Raw genomic sequence first — 24,787 nt, 5'->3', positions numbered from 1 at the left:
TCATTGCCTCCGGTGGAGAGCTCCGGAGGGTATCTGGGGTGGTTGTCGTCTGGAGGCTTGCCCGTCCACAGGCCCACCCCCGCTATGCTGCCCGGCGGGTCAGGCCCGTCGCGGCATCAAACTTGTCCTGGTGTTGTAATCAGATCGCGTCGTCGTTGCGCTCACCGGTGCGGATGCGCAGGGCGCTCTCGATCGGGATCACGAAGATCTTGCCATCGCCGATGCGGCCGGTCTGCGCTGCGGCGGCGATCGCTTCGACCACGCGGTCAACCAGTGCGTCGCCCACGACGACCTCGAGCTTCACCTTGGGCAGGAAGTCGACGACATATTCAGCGCCGCGATAGAGTTCGGTGTGGCCCTTCTGGCGACCAAAGCCCTTGGCCTCGGTAACGGTAATACCCGATACGCCGATCTCGTGCAGCGCTTCCTTCACTTCATCGAGCTTGAAGGGCTTGATGATCGCTTCGACCTTTTTCACGTCGTTCAGACCCCTGCAACGCGGGCCGAAGCGCCAAGGGCGGCGTTTCGGCAATTCATCCCGTGTGTGGCAACGACGTTACAAGAATCGTGCCACGCGCTGAGGGCAAGCACTAGGCCATCGCGCTGCAACGCGAAAGCCGTAAAATCAGGGGCTCGGCAAGATTTGAATCGAATGCGCAAGGCTTCCATACGCAAGATTGCGTGAGCTTGTTCAAATCATGCACAAATTTTGCGCATGCGCTGCCTTATTTTTAGGCAGACCTGATATGATCACGCTGCGTAGGGCGGCTTGTCCAGAGCCTTCGGACTTGCGGTGAAGATCTCGCAACCATCCTCGGTGATGCCGATCGAATGTTCGAACTGCGCCGAGAGCGAGCGGTCGCGCGTGACGGCCGTCCAGCCATCGTCGAGGATCTTCACACCGGGTTTGCCGAGGTTGATCATCGGTTCGATCGTGAAGAACATGCCCGGCTTGAGTTCCGGCCCGGTTCCGGCGCGCGCGGCGTGGACCACTTCGGGCGCATCGTGGAACAGGCGGCCCAGACCATGGCCGCAAAACTCGCGCACCACGCCATAGCGCTGCTTTTCGGCATGGGCCTGGATCGCCGCGCCAATGTCGCCGAGCCGCGCACCCGGCTTGGCCTGCTCGATCCCGATCATCAGGCACTCATAAGTCACGTCGACCAGGCGCTTTGCCTTCAACGGCACGTCGCCGACGAGGTACATTCTGCTCGTGTCGCCGTGCCAGCCATCGAGCAGCGGCGTGACGTCGATGTTGACGATGTCCCCGTCCTTGAGCGTCTTTTCCGAAGGAATGCCGTGGCAGACGACGTGGTTGATCGAAATGCAGCACGAATGGGTATAGCCGCGATAGCCCAGCGTTGCCGGGACGGCGCCGCCATCCAGAGTCATCTGCCGGACCACGTCGTCAAGATGGTCGGTCCGCACGCCGGGCACGACCAGCGGGGCCAGTGCATCGAGGATCTCGGCGGCGAGGCGGCCAGCCTTGCGCATCCCTTCGAAGCCCGCAGGCCCATGAAGCTTGATCGTGCCGTCGCGCAGCAGGACGTCGTGGTCTTCAACAGTCAGATATTCGGTCATGCCACCCATGTAGCGACAATGCCGGCAAATTGCGAGGTGCTCGCAGAGGCCATTTCATCCCGCGACGAAGGCGGCCTTGAATTCGGGCCGAACCGCATCAAGCACCTTCTGCGTCACCGGCAACGTGACCTCGTAATCCCCTTCGGCATAGGGACCTGCCGCGTAGGGCGCGATCAGAATGCCGATGCGGTTGAACGCCTTGCCGTTGGACGAGCCGAGGATCACCGTCTGTTCGGTCGGATCAATGCACTCTTCGAACTCGGGCAAGCCCCCATCCTGTCCCCCGCGCTTCTTCGCACGCTGGCGATCAAGGTCCTTGCAGAACGGCTCGCGCAGGGCAGCGGCCAGCGCTGCCTTGGAAGTGAACAGCTCCACCGCCGCTCGCCGCTTGGCTGCAATCCGGTCCCAAAGCAGCGCGTCGAACACATAGTTGGGATGCGCTCCGCCTGAATCGAAGCCCACCAGGGTCGACATGCTCAGCCACGCCGGCAGGTCCGTCACCACTTCCCACTTCACGCTATGGCTGTAGGGGCGGAACGGAAAGCCGCCTTCGGTCGCCGCCTTGCGACCCTCCTGCGCCTCGGCCTTCAGTCGCGTGCGCGCTTCGTCGAGTTCGCCGTCCAGCAAGGCCTTCAGGGCCGGGACCGCCCCTGCGCTTGCCGGATAGGAGTAGTCGAACACATAGAGGTTGTTCTCCTCGTGCACCTCGCGCGCGGTAACTGGCGTCTGTGCAGGCGGCTGCGGCGGCATCGGCGCGGCGACGGCCGCCTCAGTGCTCGGCGCCGGGGCAGGGGCTTTCTCTGCCGAACAGGCGGCCAGCAGCGCCAGCGGGGTCAGCAACAGCACTCGCATCAGGCAAATTCCTCTCGCAACGCGCCACGCCATGCGGCATGACCTTGGCCAAGATGACCGACAGACAAGCACTGATCCAGCCCGATCGCGGCCAACCGGCAACGGCGCTCCACCTCGTCGACAAGGCTACCCTTGCCGACTTCCTCAAGGGGCTTAACGCAGGCCAGCGCGCGGCCCTTTCCGCGCAGAAGTTCGAAGGCGGCGGCTACGAACACGCTATCGTCCCCGATGGCGATAGCTGGTTCGCCGTGGCGGGCGTTGCCAATGTCAATGACCTGTCGTCGTGGTGCATGGCCAAGCTTGCCGACGTGCTCCCCGGCGGCACCTATCGCCGCGCAGGCGGGGAGCCCGGGAAGGCGCTTCACGGCTGGATCACCGGCCAGTACCGCTTCGACCGCTACCGCAAGGACGCCAAGGACGCCGAACCGCGCATCCTGCTGACCAAGGACGTGGCGCTGATCGAACCTGCGATCGCTGAGGCAACTGCCGTCCTCATGGTCCGCGATCTCGTCAATACCCCCGCCGAGGACATGGGGCCGCTTCAGCTTGAAGCCGAGGCGCGCGCGCTCGCCAAGTGTCATCACGCGGAGGTTCACGTCGTCTCGGGCGATGCGCTCGAGCATGACTACCCGATGGTCCACGCCGTCGGCCGTGCCGCCGCGCGCAGCCACGCCCCGCGCCTGATCGAGATGACGTGGGGCGATGCAAAGCACCCGCGCGTTGCGATCGTGGGGAAAGGCGTGTGCTTCGATTCGGGCGGGCTCGATATCAAGCCTTCCTCGGGGATGGCGCTGATGAAGAAGGACATGGGCGGGGCGGCGCATGCGCTGGCGCTGGCCGGTCTGATCATGACGATGGGCTTGAAGGTCCGGCTGCACGTGCTTGTTCCTGCGGTTGAAAACGCGATCTCCGGCAACGCGTTCCGGCCGGGCGACATCCTCCGGTCGCGTGCCGGGCTCTCGGTCGAGATCACCAACACCGACGCCGAGGGGCGGCTGGTACTGGGCGACGCGCTGACCCGCGCGACGGAAATGAAGCCGGAACTCGTCATAGACTTCGCCACATTGACCGGCGCGGCACGCGTTGCGCTGGGGCCGGACCTCCCGGCGATGTTCGCGCGGCAATCTCCAACTGCCACCCAACTCCTCGAGGCAGGACGGCAACTCGACGACCCCTGCTGGCAACTCCCCCTGCACGAAGGCTACCGCGAGTACCTCAAGTCCGACGTCGCCGACCTGCAGAATTCGCCGGCCAACGGATTTGCCGGCGCCAGTGTTGCCGCGCTGTTTCTTGACCGGTTTGTCGGCGAGGGGATCGACTGGGTGCACTTCGATACTTTCGCCTGGCGCCCTGTTGGAAAGCCCGGCCGACCCAAGGGTGGCGATGCCCTGGGCCTGCGTGCGGCGTGGGGCCTGCTCAAGGCACGCTACGGCTGAGGGGCGGACAAGTGCACCATAGCTTGCCTGATGACGCGGGCGCCGCTAATCGCCCGGCTTTCCTGCTGCGGGGACACCGTGAATTGACCGTCGAAGCCATGCCTCTTTCCACCGAACTGCCCACCGGCCAGCTCCAGCTTTCGCGAGCGGCTGATCGTTCGGACAAGCCGCACCTGCCCGTGCGCGGCGATCTTGCGCATATCGGTCTCGCCGGAAAATACTTCGTGCCGCATTACGCGGTGCCGATGGCGCATGGCGTGAAGGCCGAAACGGTGCTTCGCGCGGCGGGCAAGCAGGATTCGGCGGAACTGCGCGCGCTGGCGGCCGGCGAAGTGTTCGACGTTCTCGACATGGCAGGCGGCTGGGCCTGGGGGCAGGCCCGATCCGATCTGCTCGTCGGCTATGTCGAGATGAGCCAGTTGGAGGCTTCCGCATGACCACGTCAGTCTTCATCGACGGGGCCGCCGGCACCACTGGCCTCGAAATCGCCGAGCGGCTTGCGGGCCGCAGCGAATTCACCCTGATTGCGCTCGACGATGCGCGCCGCAAGGACGATGCCGCGCGCGCCGAGGCGATCAATGATGCCGACGTGGTGATCCTGTGCCTGCCCGATGACGCTGCGCGCGATGCCGTGGCGATGATCCGCAATGATCGCACCAAGGTGATCGACGCTTCGACCGCACACCGCGTGGCCGAGGGCTGGACCTACGGTTTTCCCGAGATCGTCGGGCGCGAGACGGTTGCGGAAGCCAAGCGCGTGTCGAACCCTGGCTGCTATCCGACCGGCTTCATCGGCCTGCTGGCGCCGCTCGTCCACAATGGCCTCCTGCCCGCCGCATGGCCCTACAGCTGCAACGCGGTCACGGGTTACTCCGGCGGCGGCAAGGCGCTAATCGGCCGGTTCGAGCAGGACACCGACATCGCCTGGCGCGGCTATGGACTGACCTTCGGCCACAAGCACATCCCCGAAATGCAGCGCTACACCGGCACGGCCATCGCCCCGCTGTTCAGCCCGGCCGTGGTCAATGCCCATCGCGGCATGGTCGTCGAAATCCCGCTGCCTCTTGGCGTCATGCCCGGCAACGTCCCGGCAGAGCTTCTGCGCGCTGCCCTGACGCAGTTCTACGATGGCTCGGCGGTTGTTACCGTGGCGCAGGAGCTTCCTGCCGACGGCGAAATGCTGCTGCGCGCCGCCATGGAGCCGTGGGACGGACTTGCGCTTCACGTCATGGGCAGTGCCGACGGCGAACAGGCCCGGCTCGTTGCCGTGCTCGATAACCTGGGCAAGGGCGCCAGCGGCGCTGCGGTGCAATCGCTGAACCTGATGGCGGGCCTCGACGAAACGGCGGGACTGCGCCTCTAGGAGATCATTCCGGATAGCTTCGCAAAACGCCTCCACGCAAGTGGGGGCGTTTTTTGTTTGGGCGCCTAACCCAAACGGCTGAAAAAAGGGGCAGCATCTTGCGATGCTGCCCCCAAGTCGGACACGTGGCACCAGACCTTTAAAAGTCAGCCTGGAAACCAACCTTGAAGTAACGGCCCAGAATGCCCTGGCCGCCCTGGATCGGGTTGTAGAGGTATGCGCCGTAGGTCACGACATCGACCGGCGGCATGTTGTCGAACAGGTTCAGCGCGGTGAGCGACAGCGTGAAGCGGTCGTTGACCTTGAAGCGCGTCTGCAGGTCGAACGTGATGTAGCGCGGCACGTTGCAGCCCGAGGGGCTGTAGCCTGGGTTCAGACCGCAGTCCTTGTAGCCGGTACCTTGGTCAACTGCCGAGAGATTGTAGCCACCGAAGTAGTTGAGGGTGGTGTTGATCTCGAGGTTGTCGTCGAACTGCAAGCCGTTCAGCCAATAGCCGTGCCACTTGGGCGTACCCGAACCTGCCGTCAGGTTGAAGTTGCCGAGCGTGCCGTCATAGCGCTCGACACCGCCACCGCTCGCCGTCAGGTCCGATTCCAGCTTGATGATGTAGCTGGCTTCGAGATGGCTGGTGAATCGGATGTTGTCGGTCAGGTTGACCCGGCCGTCGATCTGGAAGTCCAGGCCCGAAACCTTCTGGGTATTGGCGTTGATCAGCTGTGACTGGATGAAGGCAATGCGCGGGGTCGCGTTCGGGAAGTCCGGGCTCACCGCGTCGGCGATAACCGTATAGCCCGCCGGGATTGCCTGTCCGCTGTAGTAGGCCTGCAAGGCAGGTCCGTTGGACGGCTGGGCAATCACGCCAGTCTTCTTGATGTTGTAGTAGTCCACCGAGAAGCTGAGGTTGCGGATCGGCTCGAAGAACACGCCGGCGGTAAAGCTGCGCGACCGTTCAGGCTTGAGGTTCGGCGAAGCCAGCGTCGTCTGGCCGTATGAGCCGGTCCGCAGGTAGCTGGGACATTCGTCGAACGTGGCGACCGTGCAGCCGTACTGGCCGAGGTAGGCATCGTTGAAGGCGGCTGCCGTGTTGGTGACGAAGCCCGTCGTTGGCAGGGCATTGGCTTCGCCGAACGACGGAATGCGGAAACCGCGCGAGTAGGTGCCACGGATCAGGAGCTGGTCGATCGGCTTGAACTTGATCCCTGCCTTGGGCGAGAATGCGTTCTGGCCGCTCGAATACTTGTCATAGCGGCCCGAAAGGTTGACCTCGACTTGGTCGACAACGGGCGCATTCAGTTCGAAGAAGCCGGAATAGACCCAGCGGCTGCCCTTGGTACCGAACGCGTTGAGCGTCAGGTAGCGCTGTGTCGGTCCGAAAGTGTCCGGGTTGCCCGAAGGCGCATCGACCGCTTCGTAGCGAGCCCCTGCACCAACTGCGAGCTGCAGCGGTCCACCGGGAAGCTGCATCAGGTCCGTGCCCAGCGATCCCTGGAACTGCACCTGGTCCGATGTGGCGTTGATGATCGAAGTCGGCCGGATGAAATCGTTCTGGGCCTGGGTGTTCTGCGTCGGATCGACGAAGTTGTAGGTGCCACGCGATATCGCCGTCAGCAGATTGGCAATGTAGACGTATCCCGCCTGCGTCCGGCGCAGGTCGTTGTGCATCGCGGTCGCACCGAAGTCGAAATTGATGCTGTCGGTCAGATCGCCCTTGATGCCGATGGCACCGCGATAGGCGCGGTTGCGGGTCTGGTCGTAGGTCGGCTGATCAAGCAACCGGCCCTGGATGCGCGCAAGCTGTCCGGCAGCAGCAAACGGGTTGTTCGGATTTAACGTGCCGTTGGTGGCGTTGCAGCCGGTGTTGAGGCCGCTAGCATCACCGACACCAGCTGCGCAGACGTAGACCGGCAGGGTCAGGGCAAAGGAACCCGGCGCCACGGCGCCAGCGCCCGTTGCGGTCGAGAACGGCGGGAACAGGATACCGGCGTTGGCGCTGCGCGCAACGCGCTCCGGCAGGCCGGTGTAGGAGCTGCTGCTCTGCAGGTAGTTGAACTCGGCATAGCCTTCGATGTTGTCGGTAAGAGCCGCCGTGACTCGTCCCGAGATGCCCCAGCGTTCGAGGTCCGGCTGGATCACGCCATAATTGCGCGTAAGGTCGACCGTGCAGGTCTGCAAAGGCGCGGCTTCGTTGTCTTCAAGCTGCTGTGGCGTAAGCGTATAGGCACTGTCGCAGCCCACGTTGTTGAGCAACTGGAAGCGGCCGAGCGCGGTCGTGTTGGTCGGATCGTAGGGGCGGACGAGCAAGGCGCCGCGCGTACCGCTGAAGTCGTCCGACGTGGGCGAGCCGTTGCGGTCATCGTTGCCGCAGTTGCCCGCCGCATCGCAGACGCCGCGAAGGTCCGATGTGTTGAACGGGTAGGGGCGGTCCCGGTTCATCAGCTTGTTGCTCTTGTAATAGAACCCGGAGACGTAGGCGTTGTAACCGTTCTCGGACAGGTCGCCCACGCCGGCGGTCAGCGAAAGGCGGTATTGTGCGGCATCGTTGCGGTCGGAAAGGCCGGCCTCGCCACGGGCGCGCACGCCCTTGAACTCGCGCTTGGTGATGATGTTGACCACACCGGCAATGGCGTCGGCGCCATAGGACGCCGAAGCGCCATCGCGCAGCACTTCCACGCGTTCGACGATATCGTCAGGGATCGTGTTGAGGTCGACGAAGTTGCGCGAACCGTCATCGGCCAGTGGGTAGTAGGCGGCACGCATGCCGTCGAACAGGACCAGCGTCGAGTTGGTCGAAAGACCGCGCAGCGAGATTGCCGAGGCACCAGCCGCGAACGCGCCGTTGGCGGTGAACGAGTTGGTCAGCGCCGGGCCGTTGTTAGCGGCGAGCGTCTGCAGGCCTTCCTGCACGGTCGAGATGCCGCGCTGGTCAAGGTTCTCCTGCGTGACCGTGGTGACCGGCGAGACGGTCTCGGTGTCGGTGCGGCGCAGGATCGAGCCGGTGACGACGATCGCCTGGGTGTCGCCGCAGCTCGGGTCGTCGGGCGTGGTGCCGCAATCGACGCTCTGCGGCGCCGCCGTCGTGGCCGCATCCTGGGCGAAGGCTGCGGTGGAGATAAGCGCAAAGCCCATCGCCAGAGGGGTCGCGCCCGAGCGGAGCGCGGAGAGATACTTGATGTTCACGTGGGCGTCCTCTTGTCCTGAACGTCTGCCCCCATGACGGGAGGCAGGCCTCACCACCCAGCCGCTACGCCACCGCGATTGCGGTTGGCCGGAAGCATGGGCGGAAAGGATGCGTCTGTGTGACTACGCAGTGGGCGCCGTTCAAACGGGAAAGCCGAGTCCGCACATTAAACGTTAGTTAGTGTTGTGTTCATGTAACAAGACACTGAAATATTTAGATTATCTCAATTTAGCAACGTTTCGTCGCAATTTGGAAATATAGAACCCTATCTTTGGTTGTGGTGTAATTTAATTTCATCCGTAACGATGATTCCCTGCCGGATCTGTCGCCCAGGAGATGGTGAAAGATCTGCGAAGCCCGATTTGGCTCGCCGCACGCTCGAGCGCGACTTTTGTTCCCCGAAAAATCGTCCTGTCGGTCCCGCTGGCGCGCGAAGGATTTGTAGCTCGTCCTCGTTCGGGCCCGACGGTCAATGGCGGCAGACGCGAAAAGGGCCCGCACTCCGGGTGGAGGCGGGCCCTTTTTCGGCGCAATGGCCGGGAAGATCAGTCTTCCGGCGCGATCGTGACGCGAAGACCGTCGAGATCGCCGGTGATCTGCACCTGGCACGACAGGCGCGAGGTTTCGTTGCGATGGTCCGAGCTGTCGAGCAGGTCGTTCTCGTCCTCGCTCATCGGCGCAACCTTGTCGGCAAAGGCAGGGTCGATGTAGACGTGGCAGGTGGCGCAGGAGCAGCAGCCGCCGCACAGGGCCAGCAACTCGTCGAACCCGTTGTCGCGGATGGCTTCCATCACCGAAAGGCCGGCATCGGCCTCTACCGTCTTCTCTTCACCCGCACGATTGACAACCACGATCTTCGGCATCGTTTGTTCTCCAAATGCGGCGACGGGCATCAACGCATGACCCGCGCCCCCTGTTCGCCTTTGGACGGGGCTGCTATCGCGCCATTTCGGCTTTGGCAACTGCCGATCCGGCCAAAACACTGTTGCGGAGAACTAGGGTGGGACTGACGGCAGAGGCGATCCGCGAAGGTCTCGATCATATCGCCGCACGCAACCCTGCCATGGCGGGTGCGATAGAGCGGGTCGGCTATCCCGAACCACGCATCCGCTCGACCGGCTATGGCACCTTGCTGCGTACCATCGTTGGCCAGCAGGTCAGCGTGGCGGCTGCCGCTTCGGTGTGGAACAAGCTTGAGGCGCTGCTGGGGGAGGACATTCCCCCGCACGACTTGCTTGCCGCTGATTTCGATGCCTTGCGTGCCTGTGGCCTGTCGCGCCAGAAGCAGGGATATGCGCGGTCGTTGTGCGAACTGGTCGTGTCGGGCGAGCTCGATCTCGATGCGCTGCCCGAAGATGACGAAGAAGCGATTGCGGAGCTGATCAAGATCAAGGGGATCGGCCGCTGGTCAGCCGAGATTTACCTTCTGTTTGCAGAAGGGCGCCCGGACATCTGGCCTGCGGGCGATCTGGCCGTGCAGGTCGGCCTTGGCAAGCTGCTGGGCCTGGCGGGCCGGCCGAGCGAGAAGGAAACGCGCGCTCTGGCCGAGGACTGGCGCCCGCATCGTGGTGCAGCGGCGATCTTCACCTGGCATTGCTATAACAATCCGGCGCTGTAGTGTCCTGCTGACAGCAATGTGAGCAGGGGGAGGTGCCGATGGCACGCAAGACGATCTTCATCACCGGCGGCGCATCGGGCATCGGCCGTGCCGTGGCGCAGCGCTTTGCACAAGGCGGGTGGTTCGTCGGCATCGCGGACATCAACGAGGCCGGCATGGCCGAAACCGCCGCGCAGCTTCCCGCCGGGCAAAGCTCGTGCCACCGTCTCGACGTGCGCGACCGCGCGGCTTGGGATACTGCCCTGTCCGACTGTGCCAAAGCGGCTGGCGGGCAGATCGATGTCGTGTTCAACAATGCCGGCATCCCCATCGGTGGCGGCATTGTCGATCTGACGCCCGAGGAGATCGAACGCACGCTCGACATCAACCTCAAAGGGGTGATCTTCGGCGCGCAGGCGGCGTTTCCGTGGCTGCGGGCGAGCGCGCCGGGGTCGTGCCTGCTCAACACCGCCAGTGCGGCAGGGATCTATGGTTCACCCGGGGCCTCGGTCTATTCCGCGACGAAGTTCGGAGTGAGGGCGTTGACCGAATCGCTGGACGGTGAATGGGCCGAGTACGGCATCAAGGTGCGCAGCCTGATGCCCGGCTTCATCGAGACGCCCTTGCTGGACCATGCGCCTAATCGCGCCAGCAACGAGGATATCCGCACCCGCGTGCGCGGCGCGGGGCTGGAGATCACGCCGGTGGTTGAGGTTGCCGATGCAGCATGGGCGGCGGTGCATGGCGACAAGGTGCATACGCTAGTCGGCAAGACCGCGCGGCGGCTCGCGTTCGCCTCGCGCTGGATGCCGGGGACTTTGCGCAAGCAGATGCGGTCTGCGGAGCGGCCTTTGGGGAAGTAGCGGCGCTACGTCCCTTTTGATTTGGATTGCTCACTTGTCGTGAAAAATGCGCAACACTTTGCCGTTCCAGCGGCAAATCGAGATGTGTGCGACGCCGCCATCCCGGCCTCTCGGTAGCGAACCTGTCACTGTCCACACACCCTCGCGGAGTGTAGCCTTGAAGGGTCGCTGCCCTTCAATCAGTTTAGTGCCGTAAATGGGCTTCAGGTAAATCATGGCCACTGACTTTGCCGTCTCTGCCGATCCCACAACGCCCGTCTTGGGCTGAAATGAGGCGACATTCTCTGCGCAAGCGGCAGGTTCGGCACGGGCAACTTGTATCGATAGCAAGATGAGAAGCGCGGACGAGCCATGCATCAACCAATTGCTCGGTGAGGTGAGCTTCATAGAAAGCCTTCCATCGCCCGCGCCATGGTGGCATCCCGTGCCGAGAGGCCATCGGCATCGTGCGTCGTCAGCGTCACCTCGACGCGGTTGTAGACGTTGAACCATTCGGGGTGGTGGTCGGCCTTTTCGGCGTAGAGGGCGACGCGGTTCATGAAGGCCCAGCTTTCCGAGAAATCGGCAAAGCGGAAGGTGCGCACAATGGCGCGGCCGTCTTCACGCAATTGCCACTCCGGGAGTTCGGCCAGCAGCGAATCGCGTTCGGCATCGGTAAGGCGGGCGACGGTCATGCTTGGTCCTTTGGCATCCTTGGCAGTTGCCGCCGTTTCCCCTATCGCGTCTTTCCATGCAAGAGTGCGGTCTCGTCGCCACGGATATTGCCTGCAGGCGCGGGGACCGGCTTCTGTTCCGGGGGCTGTCGTTTGCCTTGGCTGCGGGCGAGGTGGTTCATCTGGCCGGGCCTAACGGAATCGGCAAATCGAGCCTGATCCGCATTCTGGCAGGTCTGCTGCGGCCGTTCATGGGTTCGGTGGAGCGACATGGCGCCCTTGCGCTTTCGGACGAGCGGCTGGCGCTGGACGGGCACGAACCGCTGGAAAAGGCGCTGGCCTTCTGGCAGCGGATCGACCGCGCGCCACAGGGCGATGCAGACTTCGGGCTGGCCGACCTGCTCGACGTGCCGGTGCGCTATCTTTCAACCGGACAGCGCAAGCGGGCGGCGCTGGCCCGCGTGGCGGCAAGCGGGGCGCCGATCTGGCTGCTCGACGAGCCGCTCAACGGGCTCGACACCCATTGGTCGTGCATCGCGCAGGCGGCGATCAAGGCGCATTGCAATGCCGGTGGGGCGGTTATCATTGCCTCGCACCAACCGCTTTCTCTCGATGCGGTAAAGGTGATCGAATTGCTGGATTTTCAGCCGTGATCCGCAAGCTTTGGCCGATCTTTGTGCGCGATCTGGTGCTGCTTACGCGCGGTGCCCAAGGGCGAGGCGGAGCGGTTCTGCCGCTGCTGTTCTTCCTGGCGGTGGCAATGCTGTTTCCCTTTGCGGTCGGCCCCGATGCCCGGTTGCTGGCACGGACCGGCGCGGGCGTGATCTGGGTTGCGGCGCTGCTTGCGGCGATCCTCCCGCTGGACCGGCTTGTCGAACCTGACGTGGAAGCCGGAATGTTCGACCAGTGGGCCTTGCGCGGCATTGCCGAGGAGGCGCTGCTGATGGTGCGCATTCTGGCGCACTGGCTGAGCTTTGGCGTGCCGCTGATGCTGGCAGCGCCGATCTCGGCAGGGCTGCTGGGGCTTGACGGGCAGCAGTTGTGGACGGTGGAAATCGGGCTGCTGCTGGGCACTCCGGGGCTGGCGGCAATCGGCGTGACCATTGCGGCGCTGACGGCGGGCTTGCGGGCAGGGTCTGCGCTGGGCGGATTGCTGGCGATTCCGCTGGCGGTGCCGCTCCTGATCTTTGGCGCAGGATCGCTGCAACCGGGGGGTGAGGGGGGCTTGCTGCTCCTGGGGGCGTGCAGCCTTGTGGCACTGGCCGTCGCCCCGTTCGCGGGCGGTGCGGCGATCCGGGCCGGACGCGAATAAGGCCGCGAGCAGGGCTTGCACGCCCCCAAGCGCAAATTCGTTGGCAATTGCGCCAAGTGTCCCTAACTCGGGGCCATGACTGCACCATCGATTGCATCCGATACCATTTCGCTCATCGGCAACACGCCGCTCGTCCTGCTGAAGGGGCCGAGCGAGGCGGCAGGGGCCGAGATCTACGGCAAGTGCGAGTTCGCCAACCCCGGCGCTTCGGTGAAGGACCGCGCTGCGCTGTGGATCGTGCGCGATGCCGAAGAGCGGGGCGTGCTGCAGCCCGGCGGGACGATCGTCGAAGGCACGGCGGGCAATACCGGCATCGGCCTTGCGCTGGTGGCCAACGCCCGCGGGTACAAGTCGGTCATCGTCATGCCCGAGACGCAATCGCGCGAGAAGATGGACACGCTGCGTGCGCTGCGCGCCGAGCTGGTGCTGGTGCCGGCGGCGCCGTTCTCCAACCCCGGCCACTTCGTCCACACCTCGCGCCGCATCGCCGAGGAAACCGAAGGGGCGGTCTGGGCCAACCAGTTCGACAATATCGCCAACCGCCGCGCTGACATCGAAAGCACCGCGCCCGAGATCTGGGAGCAGATGGAGCACCGCATCGACGGCTTTACCTGCGCTGCCGGCACCGGTGGGACGATCGCGGGGGTGGGCCTGGGCCTCAAGGCGTTTGACGAAAACATCACGATCGCGCTGACCGACCCGCATGGCGCGGCGCTGTACAACTATTACGCCAATGGCGAGTTGAAGGCCGAAGGGTCTTCGGTGGCCGAGGGTATCGGGCAGGGCCGCATCACCGCCAACCTCGAAGGCGCACCGATCGACACGCAGTTCCGCATTTCGGACGAGGAAGGGCTGTACTGGGTCGAGCGGCTGCTGGCCGATGAGGGCCTGTGCCTTGGCCTGTCGAGCGGGATCAACGTGGCGGGCGCCGTTGCGCTGGCCAAGCAGCTTGGCAAGGGCAGCCGCGTGGCGACGATCCTGTGCGATACGGGCTTCCGCTACCTGTCGTCGCTCTACAATCCCGAGTGGCTCAAGGCCAAGGGATTGCCGGTGTTCCCTTGGCTGGAGCAATAGGCTAGGCTGCCGCCATGGCACTGTTCGGTTTCCCCGCAGGCAAGCAGGCTTCCGCCCCGACCGAGGCGGACATCGCCGCTGCCAGCGCACTTGCCCACGTGCCGCCGACCACGCGCGAGCTGCGGGCACAGGCGGTTCATCGGCTTCAGGTCGGGCTGTTCGGTCTGGCCGGAATGCTGCTGCTGGTAAGCCTGGCCAACGTGATCATGGACCGGGCCAAGTTCATCGACGCCAGTGCGGTCAATACAGCCGCGCCGACGGTCGAGGCGAGCGAGACATCGGCGAAGGACCCGCTGGCTGACATGGGCGTGGCCCCGCAATTGCCTGTGACGGCCAAGGAACAGCCGACCGTCACGATCTCGCCCGCTCCTCCCGCACCGACGCCCGCCCCTTCGGTCCCGGCCCCTTCGGTCAACGCGCCGAAGAACTGAGTGCATCGCCGGATCACTCTTGCCGTGCTGGCAGCGATTGTTGCGCTGGCCGGGTGGTGGGCGTTTTCACCGGCACGCACACCTGACAGGACTGTGGGCCTGTTCACCAGCCTGCCGATCCTGTGGAACGAGGCGGACGATCTCAAGGGCATGATCGACCCGCCATCCGCGCCGCACTGGGCACGCGCCGTGCTGGAGTCCAACGGCAAGGTGATCCCGCTCGATACGCTGCTTCAGCTTGAGCCTGTGGACTTGCTGGTCGTGGCGCAGCCGCGCCCGTTGGTGCCGGAAGAGAATGTGGCGCTTGATGCCTGGGTGCGCGCGGGCGGGCACTTGCTGATGTTCGCCGATCCGATGCTGACGCAGGAGAGCGCGTTTGCGCTGGGTGACCGACGCCGGCCGCAGGACGTGGCGCTGGTTTCGCCGATCCTGGCGCGGTGGGGGCTGGAACTGCAGTTCGACGATACGCAGCCCGGCGGATTGCGGGAAAGTGCGGGCGAGGGGCTGCCGATCAATCTGGCAGGCACCTTCAAGGCCATTGCGGGCGGGCATGAGGCGAACTGCGCGATTGCCAAGGACGGGCTGATTGCGCGCTGCACGATCGGGAAAGGGCGGGCAACGCTGGTGGCGGACGCCGCGCTGTTGGAGCCCGAGCCAACCGCAGACCGGCCGGAAATTCAGTTGCAGCGCCTGCTCGACGGGGTGATGGCGCAATGATCTCCTTTTGTTCGCGGGAAAATGCGGGTAAGGTCCTGCTCTGCACGGAGGACTTCGTCGAAACGCCCGCATCTGCGCGATTACTTTTGCAGCAAGTCATGGTTACTCAAGCGGTAAGATGTAGAGAAAATGCTACGGAATCATAGCTAGTCCGCATTTTCCCGCATTTTCCCCTTTTCGCCCGCCCCGTCCCGCGTTAGTAGTGTGGGTTATCGGGACGAACTCCAATCGCATCCGCGGGGGATGAGTCGGCAACGCGCGATGGCGCGGGGTCGAGCGATGGAGCTTTGTCCGCGAGCGGGGTGTCCAGCGTGGCGGGAGGGCCGGTAAATCTGGTGGGACAGGGCTTTTCGCCGCGTGGCGAAAAGGGCCGCTTCGTCCTGCCTGCCGACTTCCGCTCCGACATCTACGCAGCTTCCGCCAACCAGCGCATTCTCTGCCTCGACAAGCATCCCCGCCTGCCTTGCCTGACCGGATTCGGCCTGTCCCGCCTGGACGAACTGGCTGCAGAGATCGATCGCGAGGAAGAGAAGAGGCTCCGCCTCAACCAGGACTTCGACCGCGACATGGCCGAGGCGCAGGCCTATGGCTTCACCCGCGTGAGCTTCGACGAGAGCGGTCGCTTTGTCCTGCCCGAATACCTGTCCGAACTGGGGCAGGTGGAAGACGGTCTCTATTTCCATGGTGGCGGCCGCCAGATCACCATCTGGAACCCGCAGATCCTGTTCGAGCAGGGCGATGGTTGGGCCAGCGCCAAGGCGGGGTGTCGTGCCAAGATGGCCGAAGCTGCCAAGGGGAAGCGCAAGTGACCGCTGCAGCGCCAAAAGCCCCGCACATTCCCGTGCTGCTCGAAGAGGTCGTCGCGGCCCTTGATGCAAAGCCGGGCGATCTGATCGTCGACGCGACATTCGGAGCGGGCGGCTACACCCGCCGCCTGCTGGAATCGGGCGCTACGGTTCATGCGTTCGACCGCGATCCCGATGCGATCGCGGCGGGAAGGCTCTGGGGAGAAACCTGTGGAAAAGATCCGCGCCTCATTCTGCATCCCCGTCGCTTTTCCGAACTTGCGGAAGGACTTGCAGAGGCCGGAATTGCGGGCGTTCAGGGCGTCGTGTTCGACATCGGCGTAAGCTCGATGCAGCTCGATCAGCCCGGGCGGGGATTTGCGTTCTCGTCCGACGGACCGTTAGACATGCGGATGTCACAGGACGGTCCAAGTGCGGCGGATTTCCTGAATGAAGCGGACGAGGGGGAAATAGCAGACGTTCTCTATCGCTACGGCGAGGAACGCCAATCGCGCCGGATTGCCCGCGCCATCGTCGCTGCCCGCCCGCTGACCACCACCGGACAGTTTGCCACGGTCGTGCGCAAGGCGCTGGGCTATCGTCCCGACATCAAGGGGCCAAAGGCGCAGAAGGACCCGGCGACCCGCAGCTTCCAAGCCGTGCGCATCCACGTAAATGGCGAACTGGACGAGCTGATCGAAGGTCTGGCCGCGGCAGAGAAGGTGCTGGTTCCCGGCGGTCGCATCGCGGTAGTAAGCTTCCACAGCCTTGAGGACCGCATCGTCAAGCAGTTCCTGCGCGAGGCTGCCGGCGCCGTGCCTGCCGGTTCGCGCCACCTGCCGCAAATGGCCGCGAAGGTTGACCCGGTCTTCGAAAAGCCGTCGGCCGCAATCCGTCCGACGCCCGAGGAAGAGGAGCGCAATCCGCGCGCCCGCTCCGCCACGCTGCGCTGGGCCGTGCGCACTTCCGCGCCTGCCCGAACTGGTGCGGGGAGGGCTGCGGCATGATCTCGACCACAAGCCGTCTTCGCTCGGTTGGCTGGCTGGTCCTGCTGGGCCTGTGCCTGGCGCTGGTTGTGGCACTGGCATTCCGGGTCAATGCCCTGCGGAGCCAGATCCACCATGCCGAGGCGCGCATTGTCGCGCTCAAGCAGGAGAAGATGTATCTCGAGACCGAATTCGAGACGCGCTCGAACCAGCAGCAGTTGAAGGCGTGGAACGATGTCGAGTTCGGCTATGCCGCGCCCAACGCCAGCCAGTACATCGAAGGCGAACGCCAGCTTGCCGCACTGAGCGTGCCCGCCACGCCGGATGCGCCCGCCCCGATCCGCGTCGCCAGCGTCGATGACAGTGTTATCGCTTCGGCCGCGTTCCCGGCGATGGTTTCGCCGCTTTCGGGCAAGGCGCTGGCCAGCAATGACAGCAAGGTTGCTGCGGACGATACCGAAGGGGACCGTTCGGCGCGCACTGTCGATCACGCTGAAGCTGTCGAGACGCTGAAAGACCGCCTTGGCAAGGTTGTCGATGCTCGCCCGCGCGGTCCGGTGCGCAAGGAGACGGCTTCCGAGAAGGAGCGTCCGGGCAAGAAGGACGCCAAGCTGGACGCCAAGCTGGACGCCAAGATGGACCGGGCCGAGGCATCGGCATCTGCCAAGCCGAAGGCGGCGCAGAAGGTTGCTGCCAAGGACGTCGTTGCCAAGGACGTCGTTGCGAAGGACAGGGCCGCGAATGCGAAGTCGGCCGGCAAGCCTGCTGCCAAGGCCAAGGCGGTCACAACTGCGGATAAGTCGGGCGCAAGCAAGACCAAGTCCGGTTCGGCCCCTCGCGCCACCAAGGGCAAGGAGGCTAAGGCAGCCCGGTGAACGCACTCACCGCCTCAGCCGCCATCGCTTCCGGCCGCGTCCTGCTGGCCAATGTCCGCCAGCGCTCGCTGGTCGAGGCCAAGGTTCGTGCGCTGGTGGTGGCCGGCTTCATCCTGTTCTTTGGCTTTGCGGCGCTGGCGCGGATTGCCCAACTCGGCTTTTTCGAAGGCTCGCCGACACGTCGTTCGCTGGCTGAAGCGTTGCTTCCGCCGCGTGGCGAGATCACCGATCGCAATGGCGTTCCGCTGGCACGCGCGTTCCCGGCCTATGCGCTGTGGTACAATCCCAAGGCTTTCGGTGAGAACGGCACGCCGCTCGTCAAGTCGCCCGAAGAGGTGGCCAAGGCGCTTCTCGCCATCTTCCCCGATGCGGATTACAATGATTTGCTCCGGCGGCTGAAGTCCGACAAGCCGAGCTATCTGCGCCAGAGGGTGATGCCGGAGGATGCCAACCGCATCTTTGCCCTTGGCGAGCCTGCGCTGGAGTTCCCGCGCGAGAACCAGCGCTATTACCCGCAAGGATCGCTTGGCGCGCACGTGCTCGGCTATGTCGACAGTGAAGGCCATGGCCATGTCGGCATGGAGCAGGTGCTCGAAAAGCAGCTGCTCGATCCAGCCCAGCGCGGAAAGCCGGTAGCGCTTTCCATCGATATGCGTGCGCAAGGCGCGCTTGAGGACGAACTCGGGCGCGGCATGCTCGAGACCGAGGCCAAGGGCGCGGCGGGTGTGATCCTCGATGTCGATACCGGCGAGATTATCGCGCTGGCATCGCTACCCTCGTTCAATCCCAACCGTTCGGACCAGGCGCTCAACAACCTGGTGTTCAACAAGGTGACGAACCAGGTTTACGAACTCGGGTCGACCTTCAAGCCGCTGAGCGTTGCGGCGGCAATCGACGCGGGCGTGGTGACCGACCTTTCGGTGCGCTATCCTTCGGACAGGCCGCTGGCGATCGGCGGTTTTCACATTCGTGACAGCCACAGCTTCGGCGCTTCGCTCAACGTGCCCGAAGCGCTGATTCACTCATCGAACATCGTTACGGCGCAGGTGGCTGACAAGTTGGGTGGTCCCGCGCTGAAGAAGACGATGGCGGCGCTCGGCATGAATGAGCGGCCCTACATCGAACTGCCGGCGCGTGGCTTCCCGCTCTGGCCGCGCGGCACCAACAAGAACGGCGACTGGGCGCGCATTACCACGATGACGGTCAGCTACGGTCACGGCATCGCGGTTACCCCGCTGCATCTGGCAGCAGCCTATGCCGCAATGGTCAACGGCGGCATCTGGCGCCCGGCGACGCTGTTCAAGCGCGAGCCGACGCAGATCCCTGAAGGTCGCCGCGTCTACAAGGCTTCGACCAGCGCGCGCATGCGCCAGTTGCTGCGGATGATCGTGGTGGATGGCACCGGCAAGAGCGCCAATGCCTCGGGCTATCGCGTCGGAGGAAAGACCGGCTCGGCGGAAAAGCCCGGCGGGAAGGGCGGCTATAACCGCACTTCGCTCGTCGCGACATTCGCTGCGGCCTTCCCGATGGACAAGCCGCGCTATGTCGTGATCGCCATGCTTGACGAGCCGAAGGGCACGGCGGCAACCTCGTACCAGCGCACGGCGGCCTGGAACGCGGCCCCGATCGTCGGCCGCGTCGTCCCGCGCATCGGCCCGTTCCTCGGCGTCGTGCCCGATGACACGCGCGACATTGACATTTCGGACTTGTCGCCGCTGGTCGGCAACGGAGATGGTGAATGAAGCTCGGCGCGATCCTTGAAGCGGCGGGTTTCGCTGGCGAGAACGCTGATGCGAACGTCACCGGCTTTGCCATCGATCATCGCAAGGTTGCCCCGGGAACGATCTTCGGTGCCTTTCCAGGCACGCGCTTCAATGGCGAGGACTTCATTGCCGATGCCGTGAAGGCGGGCGCTGTCGCCGTGGTCGCGCGGCCGCAGGCCAAGGTCGAAGGGGCGGTGCACGTTGCCGATGAAGAGCCGCGCCGCGCCTTTGCCGCGCTGGCCGCGCGCTTTTTCCAGCCTGTGCCCGAGACCGTTGTTGCCGTTACGGGGACCAACGGCAAGACCTCAACGGTTGAAATGACGCGCCAGATCTGGCGCATGGCCGGCTATTCTGCGGCGTCGATCGGCACGCTCGGCGTGACCACGGCAGACGAAAGCGTCTCTACCGGGCTGACCACGCCGGACATCGTGACGTTCCTTTCGAACATGACCGGCCTTGCCCGCGAGGGTGTGACACATGTCGCCTACGAAGCGTCGAGCCATGGCCTCTCGCAGTACCGCAACGAGGGCCTGCGCGTGGGGGCAGGGGCCTTTACCAACCTCAGCCGCGACCATCTCGATTACCACGCGACGATGGACGATTACTTCGCGGCCAAGATGCGCCTGTTCGACCATGTCGTGGAAGAGAGCGGCACGGCGGTCGTCTGGATGGACGACGAGTGGTCGGGACGGGTGGTGGAGCATGTCCGCGCGAGGGGTCTGCGGTTGCTCTCGGTGGGCAAGCAGGGGACCGAGATCCGCCTGCTCGCCCGTACCCCGACCCAACTGGGGCAGACCCTCGAGATCGCGTTCGAAGGCCAGGCGCGCAAGATCAACCTGCCGCTGATCGGCGCCTATCAGGCGGCGAACGCGCTGGTTTCCGCCGGGCTGGCAATTGCTTCAGGGACCGATGCGGCCAAGGTGTTCGATGCGCTGGCGCGGTTGCAACCGGTGCGGGGGCGGCTGGAGCGCGCGGCGATCAATCGTGCCGGGGCGCCGGTCTATGTCGACTACGCGCACACGCCCGACGCCATCGAAGCGGCGATTGCCGCGCTGCGCCCGCATACGTCCGGGCGCCTGATCACCGTGTTCGGTGCTGGCGGTGACCGCGACGGCGGCAAGCGTCCGGAGATGGGAAGTGCTGCCTGTGCCGGCTCGGATCTGGTGATTGTCACGGATGACAATCCCCGTGGTGAAGATCCCGCGGAAATCCGCGCCGCCATCATGGCGGGCTGCGACGAAAAGGCCCGCGAGATCGGCGATCGTCGTGCCGCGATTGCCGCCGCGATTGCCGAGGCGGGCCGTGAAGACATTGTCCTTGTTGCAGGGAAGGGGCACGAACAGGGACAGATCGTGGGCAGGGGCGATGCTGTCCGTATCCTGCCGTTTGACGACGTTCAGGTCGCCAGGGAGTGCACCACATGACCGCCCATCCCGCGCTTATCGCATGGCCAGAGGACCCGTCCGACGCGGCGGGTCTTGCGCTTTGGACGAGCGAGGAAATCGCTGCGGCAACGGGTGGCCGGGCAAGCGCGCAGTTCGCGGTCTCCGGCGTCGAGATCGACAGCCGCGAGGTGGTGGAAGGCGACCTGTTCTTCGCCTTGAAGGGCGAGGCTTCGGACGGTCATCGCTACCTTGAGGGCGCCTACGGGCGCGGCGCGGCGGGCACGGTGGTCGAACATGCGACGTTCGGCCCGCACGTGCTGGTCGGCAACACGATGACTGCGCTTGAGAACCTTGGCCGGGCGGCGCGCGCGCGCGTCGATGCCGGGATCATCGGGGTGACGGGTTCTGCCGGCAAGACCGGCGTCAAGGAAGCGCTCTATGCCGCGCTCGACCGCGCCAGTCGGGGCCGGGCACACCGTTCGGTCAAGAGCTACAACAACCATGTCGGCGTGCCGCTAAGCCTTTCGCGCATGCCCGCCCGCACCAGCTTCGGCGTGTTCGAAATGGGCATGAACCATGCGGGCGAGCTGGCCGCGCTGACCCGGCTGGTCCGTCCCCACGTCGCCATCGTCACTACCATTGCGCCCGCCCACATCGGTCATTTTTCGGGTGAGGAAGCGATTGCCGATGCCAAGGCGGAGATCTTCGAAGGTCTTGAACATGGTGGCGTCGCCATCATTCCCGCTGACAACCGCCATTTCGAACGGCTGCGGGCCAAGGCCGCGCAACATGCCGAGCGCGTGATCAGCTTCGGTCGCCATGCCGACGCAAGCGTCCGGCTGATCGATGCGGTGGCGGCCTCAGGGGGCGGTACCCTGGTTACGGCGGACCTTGGGGGCCGCAAGGTCTGCTACACGATCTCACAACCGGGCGAACACTGGGTTGCCAACTCTCTGGCGATCATGGCCGCTGTCGAAGCGATCGGGGGCGATCTGGGCGCTGCCGGTCTCGCTCTGGCCGAGATGGAAGGCCTTGCTGGGCGCGGGGCCCGCCACGAGATTGCCGCCACCGGTGGCGACGGTTCGGGCAAGGCCCTGCTGATCGACGAAAGCTACAACGCCAATCCTGCCTCGATGGCCGTCACCCTGCGCCAGCTTGGTGCGACACCCGCCACCCGCCGCGTTGCCATTCTTGGCGCGATGAAGGAGCTGGGCGAAGCCGAGGCACGCTATCACGCCGAACTCGCCGGGCCCGTCGCCGAGGGCAAGGTCGACAAGCTGGTGCTGGTAGGCGCCGAAATGGCGGCATTGGCCGACGCGCTGGGGAAAAGCGGGCCGTTCTCGCTTGCCGGTAAAATCGATGTGGCGCATGTGCAGACAGCTTCGGAAGCGGCGGAATGTCTGGCTGCGGACGGTGTGCGCGGGGGTGATGCGATCCTCGTGAAGGGGTCGAATTCGGTGGGACTGGGCGCGATCGTGCGTTCGCTCACCACCAGGGAACGGTGAATGCTCTACCAGCTGGCCGAGTGGCTGCATTTCGAGGGATTCAGCAACCTCATCCGCTACCAGACGTTCCGCGCGGGCGCGACGCTGTTGACCGCACTGATGATCGGCCTGATCATCGGTCCGCGCTTCATCAACATGCTGCGTGTGCGCCAGGGCAAGGGTCAGCCGATCCGCGAGGACGGCCCGCAGTCGCACCTCGCCAAGCGCGGCACGCCGACCATGGGCGGATTGATGATCGTGACGTCGCTCACGCTGTCGCTGCTGCTGTGGATGGATGTGACCAGTCGCCTCGTCTGGTCCTGCGTTGTCGTGACGCTCGGCTTCGGGCTGATCGGCTTTCTTGACGACTACGACAAGGTTACAAAGTACGCGCACAAGGGCGTGCCCGCCAAGGTGCGCCTTGCCGGTGAGTTCGTGGTGGCCGGTATCGCTGCGTGGCTGGCCGTGGGCGAAACGCACCTTTACGTTCCGCTGTTCAGCAATCTCTACGTGCCGCTCGGGCCGTTCTATTACCTCTTCGCGATTTTCGTGATCGTCGGCGCGGGCAATGCGGTGAACCTGACCGACGGTCTGGACGGCCTTGCAACCATGCCGGTGATCATCGCGGCCGGAACATTCGCGATCATCGCCTATCTGGCCGGGCGCGTGGACTATTCAACCTACCTCGGCATTCCGCACGTCAAGGGTGCGGGCGAACTGGCGATCTTCTGTGCGGCAATGATGGGGGCGGGCCTCGCGTTTCTGTGGTTCAACGCTCCGCCTGCCGCCGTGTTCATGGGCGATACCGGCAGCCTCGCGCTCGGTGGCGCTCTTGGCGTGATTGCCGTCGCCGCGCATCATGAGATCGTGCTGGCCATTGTCGGCGGGCTGTTCGTGATGGAGGCCGTGTCGGTGATCGTCCAGGTCGCGGTCTACAAGCGCACCGGCAAGCGCGTGTTCCGCATGGCCCCGATCCACCACCACTTCGAGCAGCTCGGCTGGAAGGAATCGACCGTCGTGATCCGCTTCTGGATCGTGTCGATCGTGCTGGCGCTGATCGGCCTCGCCACGCTGAAGGTGCGATGATCGTCTCGCCCGCCTTTTCCGGCAAACGCTTCGCCGTGCTCGGCCTCGCCCGTTCGGGGCAGGCGAGCGTCGAGGCGCTGCTGGCGGGCGGGGCGGACGTCACCGTGTGGGACAGCCGCGAGGAACCGCGCGCAGCCTACGAAGGGAGCTGCACTATCGCCGATCCACTGGCGACCGACCTGACCGGGTTTGCGGGCGTGGTGGTGAGCCCCGGGGTGCCACTCAATCGCCATCCTATCGCGGCCCATGCCGCTTCATGCGGCGTGCCGGTTATCGGCGACATCGAACTGTTCGCGCAAGCCCGCGCTGACCTGCCGCCGCATCGCGTTGTCGGCATCACCGGCACCAACGGCAAATCGACGACGACGATGCTGGTGCACCACATCTGTAAGGCGGCTGGTCTCGAAGCCCGGCTTGGCGGCAATATCGGCCTGCCCGTCCTGGGGCAGGAGCCGCTGCCCGAAGGCGGCGTCTATGTGCTCGAGCTGTCCAGCTACCAGATCGACCTGACGCAGAGCCTTGATTGCGATGTCGCCGCGCTGATCAACCTCAGTCCCGATCACCTTGACCGCTACGATGGCTTTGAAGGTTACGCCGCGGCCAAGGCTCGCCTGTTCCGGATGCAGTCTGGGCAGCACCATGCCGTGTTCGGTTGCGGTGACGAGCATACCCTGAAGATCGCGCGCGAAACTTCGGCCACGCATGACGTCGGTTTCGTCCATGTGGTGCAGCCTGATGCGCTGGAGGGGCAAACGGCTTGGCCCTCGCTGCAAGGGCCGCACAACCTGCAGAATGCTGCGATTGCGGTGGAGATCGCGCGGCAGCTCGGCATCGGCGAAGACGTGTGGCGTCCGGCGCTGACCAGTTTCGTCGGCCTTCCGCACCGCATGGAACGCGTGGCCGAGTCGAACGGCGTGCTGTTCGTCAACGACAGCAAGGCTACCAATCCGGCCTCGACCGCGCCTGCGCTCGGCGCCTATCCGCGTATCCACTGGATCCTTGGTGGCCTGCCCAAGAGCGACAACCTCGATGAGTGCGCGCCCTACTTCGACCACGTTGTCGCCGCCTACACGATCGGCGAGGCAGGGCCGATGTTTGCCGACATCCTCGATCCCATCATGCCGGTCAACCGCAGCGAGATGATGTGCGATGCCGTGCGTCAGGCGATGCAGGCAGCGCAGCCCGGCGACGTGGTGATGCTTTCGCCAGCGTGTGCCAGCTTCGATCAGTTCCGCGATTTCGAGGCGCGCGGGGACAGCTTCCGCCAGATTGTCGAGGCGCTGATTGCCGATTCCGATGCACCCTGTCCGCCGGGGACTGGTTCATGAGCACTACGCCCACGCCCACCCGCCTCGTCACCACCAC

25 protein-coding genes are annotated in these 24,787 nt (G+C 64.7%); 18 read left to right on the top strand and 7 right to left on the bottom strand.

Annotated features, from left to right (window positions below; genetic code table 11):
* Positions 1 to 139 precede the first annotated feature (139 nt).
* The 3 genes from ACZ1JY_RS06275 to ACZ1JY_RS06265 form a co-directional block, all read right to left on the bottom strand.
* On the bottom strand, positions 140 to 478 hold the full coding sequence (locus ACZ1JY_RS06275; RefSeq protein WP_039334174.1) for a P-II family nitrogen regulator: 339 nt from the start codon (positions 476 to 478) through the stop codon (positions 140 to 142).
* A gap of 272 nt (positions 479 to 750) precedes the next feature.
* Positions 751 to 1,581, bottom strand: a complete 831-nt coding sequence (map, locus tag ACZ1JY_RS06270; protein WP_205525156.1) for a type I methionyl aminopeptidase — start codon at positions 1,579 to 1,581, stop codon at positions 751 to 753.
* Positions 1,582 to 1,635: 54 nt separating this feature from the next.
* Positions 1,636 to 2,433 (bottom strand): DUF3298 and DUF4163 domain-containing protein, encoded by a 798-nt coding sequence (locus ACZ1JY_RS06265; protein WP_465130712.1) that lies wholly within the window; start codon positions 2,431 to 2,433, stop codon positions 1,636 to 1,638.
* Positions 2,434 to 2,486: 53 nt separating this feature from the next.
* Here ACZ1JY_RS06265 and ACZ1JY_RS06260 point away from each other — a divergent pair, with 53 nt between their 5' ends.
* The 3 genes from ACZ1JY_RS06260 to argC all read left to right on the top strand — a co-directional run bounded on the left by ACZ1JY_RS06260 (position 2,487) and on the right by argC (position 5,232).
* Entirely contained in the window at positions 2,487 to 3,869 is a 1,383-nt protein-coding gene (locus ACZ1JY_RS06260) for a leucyl aminopeptidase family protein (protein WP_465130711.1), read from the top strand.
* A gap of 98 nt (positions 3,870 to 3,967) precedes the next feature.
* On the top strand, positions 3,968 to 4,306 hold the full coding sequence (locus ACZ1JY_RS06255) for an SH3 domain-containing protein (RefSeq protein WP_465130710.1): 339 nt from the start codon (positions 3,968 to 3,970) through the stop codon (positions 4,304 to 4,306).
* The gene (argC, locus tag ACZ1JY_RS06250) at positions 4,303 to 5,232 is read left to right on the top strand and encodes an N-acetyl-gamma-glutamyl-phosphate reductase (RefSeq protein ID WP_118073376.1); all 930 of its coding nucleotides are present in this window, start codon (positions 4,303 to 4,305) and stop codon (positions 5,230 to 5,232) included. Before ACZ1JY_RS06255 ends, argC begins: the two co-directional genes overlap by 4 nt.
* Before the next feature lie 139 nt (positions 5,233 to 5,371).
* Here the strand turns inward: argC and ACZ1JY_RS06245 are convergent, their stop codons facing one another.
* Together ACZ1JY_RS06245 and ACZ1JY_RS06240 are read right to left on the bottom strand one after the other, a co-directional pair.
* Positions 5,372 to 8,410, bottom strand: a complete 3,039-nt coding sequence (locus ACZ1JY_RS06245) for a TonB-dependent receptor domain-containing protein (protein ID WP_465130709.1) — start codon at positions 8,408 to 8,410, stop codon at positions 5,372 to 5,374.
* Between the two features lie 546 nt (positions 8,411 to 8,956).
* A complete protein-coding gene (locus tag ACZ1JY_RS06240) occupies positions 8,957 to 9,274 on the bottom strand; it encodes a 2Fe-2S iron-sulfur cluster-binding protein (protein WP_039334168.1) in 318 nt (105 codons plus the stop codon).
* Positions 9,275 to 9,411: 137 nt separating this feature from the next.
* On the opposite strand from ACZ1JY_RS06240, the gene ACZ1JY_RS06235 reads away from it, so the two are divergent.
* Positions 9,412 to 10,029: a DNA-3-methyladenine glycosylase family protein gene (locus tag ACZ1JY_RS06235; RefSeq protein WP_465130708.1), complete on the top strand. Its 618-nt coding sequence runs from the start codon at positions 9,412 to 9,414 to the stop codon at positions 10,027 to 10,029.
* A 38-nt stretch (positions 10,030 to 10,067) separates the two neighbouring features.
* Positions 10,068 to 10,871, top strand: a complete 804-nt coding sequence (locus ACZ1JY_RS06230) for an SDR family oxidoreductase (protein WP_465130707.1) — start codon at positions 10,068 to 10,070, stop codon at positions 10,869 to 10,871.
* A 30-nt stretch (positions 10,872 to 10,901) separates the two neighbouring features.
* Here ACZ1JY_RS06230 and ACZ1JY_RS06225 read toward each other — a convergent pair whose 3' ends face one another.
* Both ACZ1JY_RS06225 and ACZ1JY_RS06220 read right to left on the bottom strand, forming a co-directional pair.
* Positions 10,902 to 11,258 (bottom strand): YbbC/YhhH family protein, encoded by a 357-nt coding sequence (locus tag ACZ1JY_RS06225; RefSeq protein ID WP_118073379.1) that lies wholly within the window; start codon positions 11,256 to 11,258, stop codon positions 10,902 to 10,904.
* Positions 11,255 to 11,545: a 4a-hydroxytetrahydrobiopterin dehydratase gene (locus ACZ1JY_RS06220; protein WP_465130706.1), complete on the bottom strand. Its 291-nt coding sequence runs from the start codon at positions 11,543 to 11,545 to the stop codon at positions 11,255 to 11,257. The genes ACZ1JY_RS06225 and ACZ1JY_RS06220 overlap by 4 nt, the downstream gene beginning before the upstream one ends.
* Before the next feature lie 56 nt (positions 11,546 to 11,601).
* Between ACZ1JY_RS06220 and ccmA the strand changes: the two genes are divergently transcribed.
* The 13 genes from ccmA (at position 11,602) to murD (ending at position 24,750) form a co-directional block, all read left to right on the top strand.
* The gene (gene ccmA / locus ACZ1JY_RS06215) at positions 11,602 to 12,177 is read left to right on the top strand and encodes a heme ABC exporter ATP-binding protein CcmA (RefSeq protein ID WP_118073381.1); all 576 of its coding nucleotides are present in this window, start codon (positions 11,602 to 11,604) and stop codon (positions 12,175 to 12,177) included.
* Positions 12,174 to 12,836, top strand: coding sequence for a heme exporter protein CcmB (gene ccmB, locus ACZ1JY_RS06210; protein ID WP_205525157.1), 663 nt, complete (start codon positions 12,174 to 12,176; stop codon positions 12,834 to 12,836). Before ccmA ends, ccmB begins: the two co-directional genes overlap by 4 nt.
* Positions 12,837 to 12,911: 75 nt before the next feature.
* Positions 12,912 to 13,910, top strand: coding sequence for a cysteine synthase A (locus ACZ1JY_RS06205; RefSeq protein ID WP_465130705.1), 999 nt, complete (start codon positions 12,912 to 12,914; stop codon positions 13,908 to 13,910).
* Between the two features lie 14 nt (positions 13,911 to 13,924).
* Positions 13,925 to 14,341: a hypothetical protein gene (locus ACZ1JY_RS06200; RefSeq protein ID WP_240946631.1), complete on the top strand. Its 417-nt coding sequence runs from the start codon at positions 13,925 to 13,927 to the stop codon at positions 14,339 to 14,341.
* Positions 14,342 to 15,058, top strand: coding sequence for a DUF4350 domain-containing protein (locus tag ACZ1JY_RS06195; RefSeq protein ID WP_465130704.1), 717 nt, complete (start codon positions 14,342 to 14,344; stop codon positions 15,056 to 15,058).
* A gap of 335 nt (positions 15,059 to 15,393) precedes the next feature.
* On the top strand, positions 15,394 to 15,867 hold the full coding sequence (locus tag ACZ1JY_RS06190) for a division/cell wall cluster transcriptional repressor MraZ (protein WP_465130703.1): 474 nt from the start codon (positions 15,394 to 15,396) through the stop codon (positions 15,865 to 15,867).
* Positions 15,864 to 16,850, top strand: a complete 987-nt coding sequence (gene rsmH / locus ACZ1JY_RS06185) for a 16S rRNA (cytosine(1402)-N(4))-methyltransferase RsmH (protein WP_465130702.1) — start codon at positions 15,864 to 15,866, stop codon at positions 16,848 to 16,850. Before ACZ1JY_RS06190 ends, rsmH begins: the two co-directional genes overlap by 4 nt.
* Positions 16,847 to 17,704, top strand: coding sequence for a hypothetical protein (locus tag ACZ1JY_RS06180; RefSeq protein ID WP_465130701.1), 858 nt, complete (start codon positions 16,847 to 16,849; stop codon positions 17,702 to 17,704). Before rsmH ends, ACZ1JY_RS06180 begins: the two co-directional genes overlap by 4 nt.
* Complete coding sequence (locus ACZ1JY_RS06175; RefSeq protein ID WP_118073386.1) at positions 17,701 to 19,446, top strand: peptidoglycan D,D-transpeptidase FtsI family protein; 1,746 nt, start codon at positions 17,701 to 17,703, stop codon at positions 19,444 to 19,446. The genes ACZ1JY_RS06180 and ACZ1JY_RS06175 overlap by 4 nt, the downstream gene beginning before the upstream one ends.
* Entirely contained in the window at positions 19,443 to 20,891 is a 1,449-nt protein-coding gene (locus tag ACZ1JY_RS06170) for a UDP-N-acetylmuramoyl-L-alanyl-D-glutamate--2,6-diaminopimelate ligase (RefSeq protein WP_465130700.1), read from the top strand. The genes ACZ1JY_RS06175 and ACZ1JY_RS06170 overlap by 4 nt, the downstream gene beginning before the upstream one ends.
* Positions 20,888 to 22,357 carry a UDP-N-acetylmuramoyl-tripeptide--D-alanyl-D-alanine ligase gene (locus ACZ1JY_RS06165; protein ID WP_465130699.1) on the top strand — a complete coding sequence of 490 codons (1,470 nt, stop codon included), beginning with the start codon at positions 20,888 to 20,890 and terminating at the stop codon, positions 22,355 to 22,357. Before ACZ1JY_RS06170 ends, ACZ1JY_RS06165 begins: the two co-directional genes overlap by 4 nt.
* Positions 22,358 to 23,422: a phospho-N-acetylmuramoyl-pentapeptide-transferase gene (gene mraY / locus ACZ1JY_RS06160; RefSeq protein ID WP_039334147.1), complete on the top strand. Its 1,065-nt coding sequence runs from the start codon at positions 22,358 to 22,360 to the stop codon at positions 23,420 to 23,422.
* Complete coding sequence (murD, locus tag ACZ1JY_RS06155) at positions 23,419 to 24,750, top strand: UDP-N-acetylmuramoyl-L-alanine--D-glutamate ligase (protein WP_465130698.1); 1,332 nt, start codon at positions 23,419 to 23,421, stop codon at positions 24,748 to 24,750. The genes mraY and murD overlap by 4 nt, the downstream gene beginning before the upstream one ends.
* The last annotated feature ends 37 nt before the right edge of the window (positions 24,751 to 24,787 follow it).

It is taken from the genome of Novosphingobium sp. BL-A-41-Hi4B-X5A (assembly GCF_055521705.1).
The sequence above is the reverse complement of the archived record's forward strand: the minus strand, read 5'-3'. Positions and strand labels throughout refer to the sequence as shown.

Coding starts and splice junctions, on each gene's coding strand:
- map (WP_205525156.1), bottom strand. CDS start 1,581: ATGACCGAATATCTGACTGTTGAAGACCACGACGTCCTGCTGCGCGAC.
- ACZ1JY_RS06265 (WP_465130712.1), bottom strand. CDS start 2,433: ATGCGAGTGCTGTTGCTGACCCCGCTGGCGCTGCTGGCCGCCTGTTCG.
- ACZ1JY_RS06260 (WP_465130711.1), top strand. CDS start 2,487: ATGACCGACAGACAAGCACTGATCCAGCCCGATCGCGGCCAACCGGCA.
- ACZ1JY_RS06255 (WP_465130710.1), top strand. CDS start 3,968: ATGCCTCTTTCCACCGAACTGCCCACCGGCCAGCTCCAGCTTTCGCGA.
- argC (WP_118073376.1), top strand. CDS start 4,303: ATGACCACGTCAGTCTTCATCGACGGGGCCGCCGGCACCACTGGCCTC.
- ACZ1JY_RS06240 (WP_039334168.1), bottom strand. CDS start 9,274: ATGCCGAAGATCGTGGTTGTCAATCGTGCGGGTGAAGAGAAGACGGTA.
- ACZ1JY_RS06230 (WP_465130707.1), top strand. CDS start 10,068: ATGGCACGCAAGACGATCTTCATCACCGGCGGCGCATCGGGCATCGGC.
- ACZ1JY_RS06225 (WP_118073379.1), bottom strand. CDS start 11,258: ATGAAGCTCACCTCACCGAGCAATTGGTTGATGCATGGCTCGTCCGCG.
- ACZ1JY_RS06220 (WP_465130706.1), bottom strand. CDS start 11,545: ATGACCGTCGCCCGCCTTACCGATGCCGAACGCGATTCGCTGCTGGCC.
- ccmA (WP_118073381.1), top strand. CDS start 11,602: ATGCAAGAGTGCGGTCTCGTCGCCACGGATATTGCCTGCAGGCGCGGG.
- ACZ1JY_RS06205 (WP_465130705.1), top strand. CDS start 12,912: ATGACTGCACCATCGATTGCATCCGATACCATTTCGCTCATCGGCAAC.
- ACZ1JY_RS06200 (WP_240946631.1), top strand. CDS start 13,925: ATGGCACTGTTCGGTTTCCCCGCAGGCAAGCAGGCTTCCGCCCCGACC.
- ACZ1JY_RS06180 (WP_465130701.1), top strand. CDS start 16,847: ATGATCTCGACCACAAGCCGTCTTCGCTCGGTTGGCTGGCTGGTCCTG.
- ACZ1JY_RS06170 (WP_465130700.1), top strand. CDS start 19,443: ATGAAGCTCGGCGCGATCCTTGAAGCGGCGGGTTTCGCTGGCGAGAAC.
- ACZ1JY_RS06165 (WP_465130699.1), top strand. CDS start 20,888: ATGACCGCCCATCCCGCGCTTATCGCATGGCCAGAGGACCCGTCCGAC.
- mraY (WP_039334147.1), top strand. CDS start 22,358: ATGCTCTACCAGCTGGCCGAGTGGCTGCATTTCGAGGGATTCAGCAAC.
- murD (WP_465130698.1), top strand. CDS start 23,419: ATGATCGTCTCGCCCGCCTTTTCCGGCAAACGCTTCGCCGTGCTCGGC.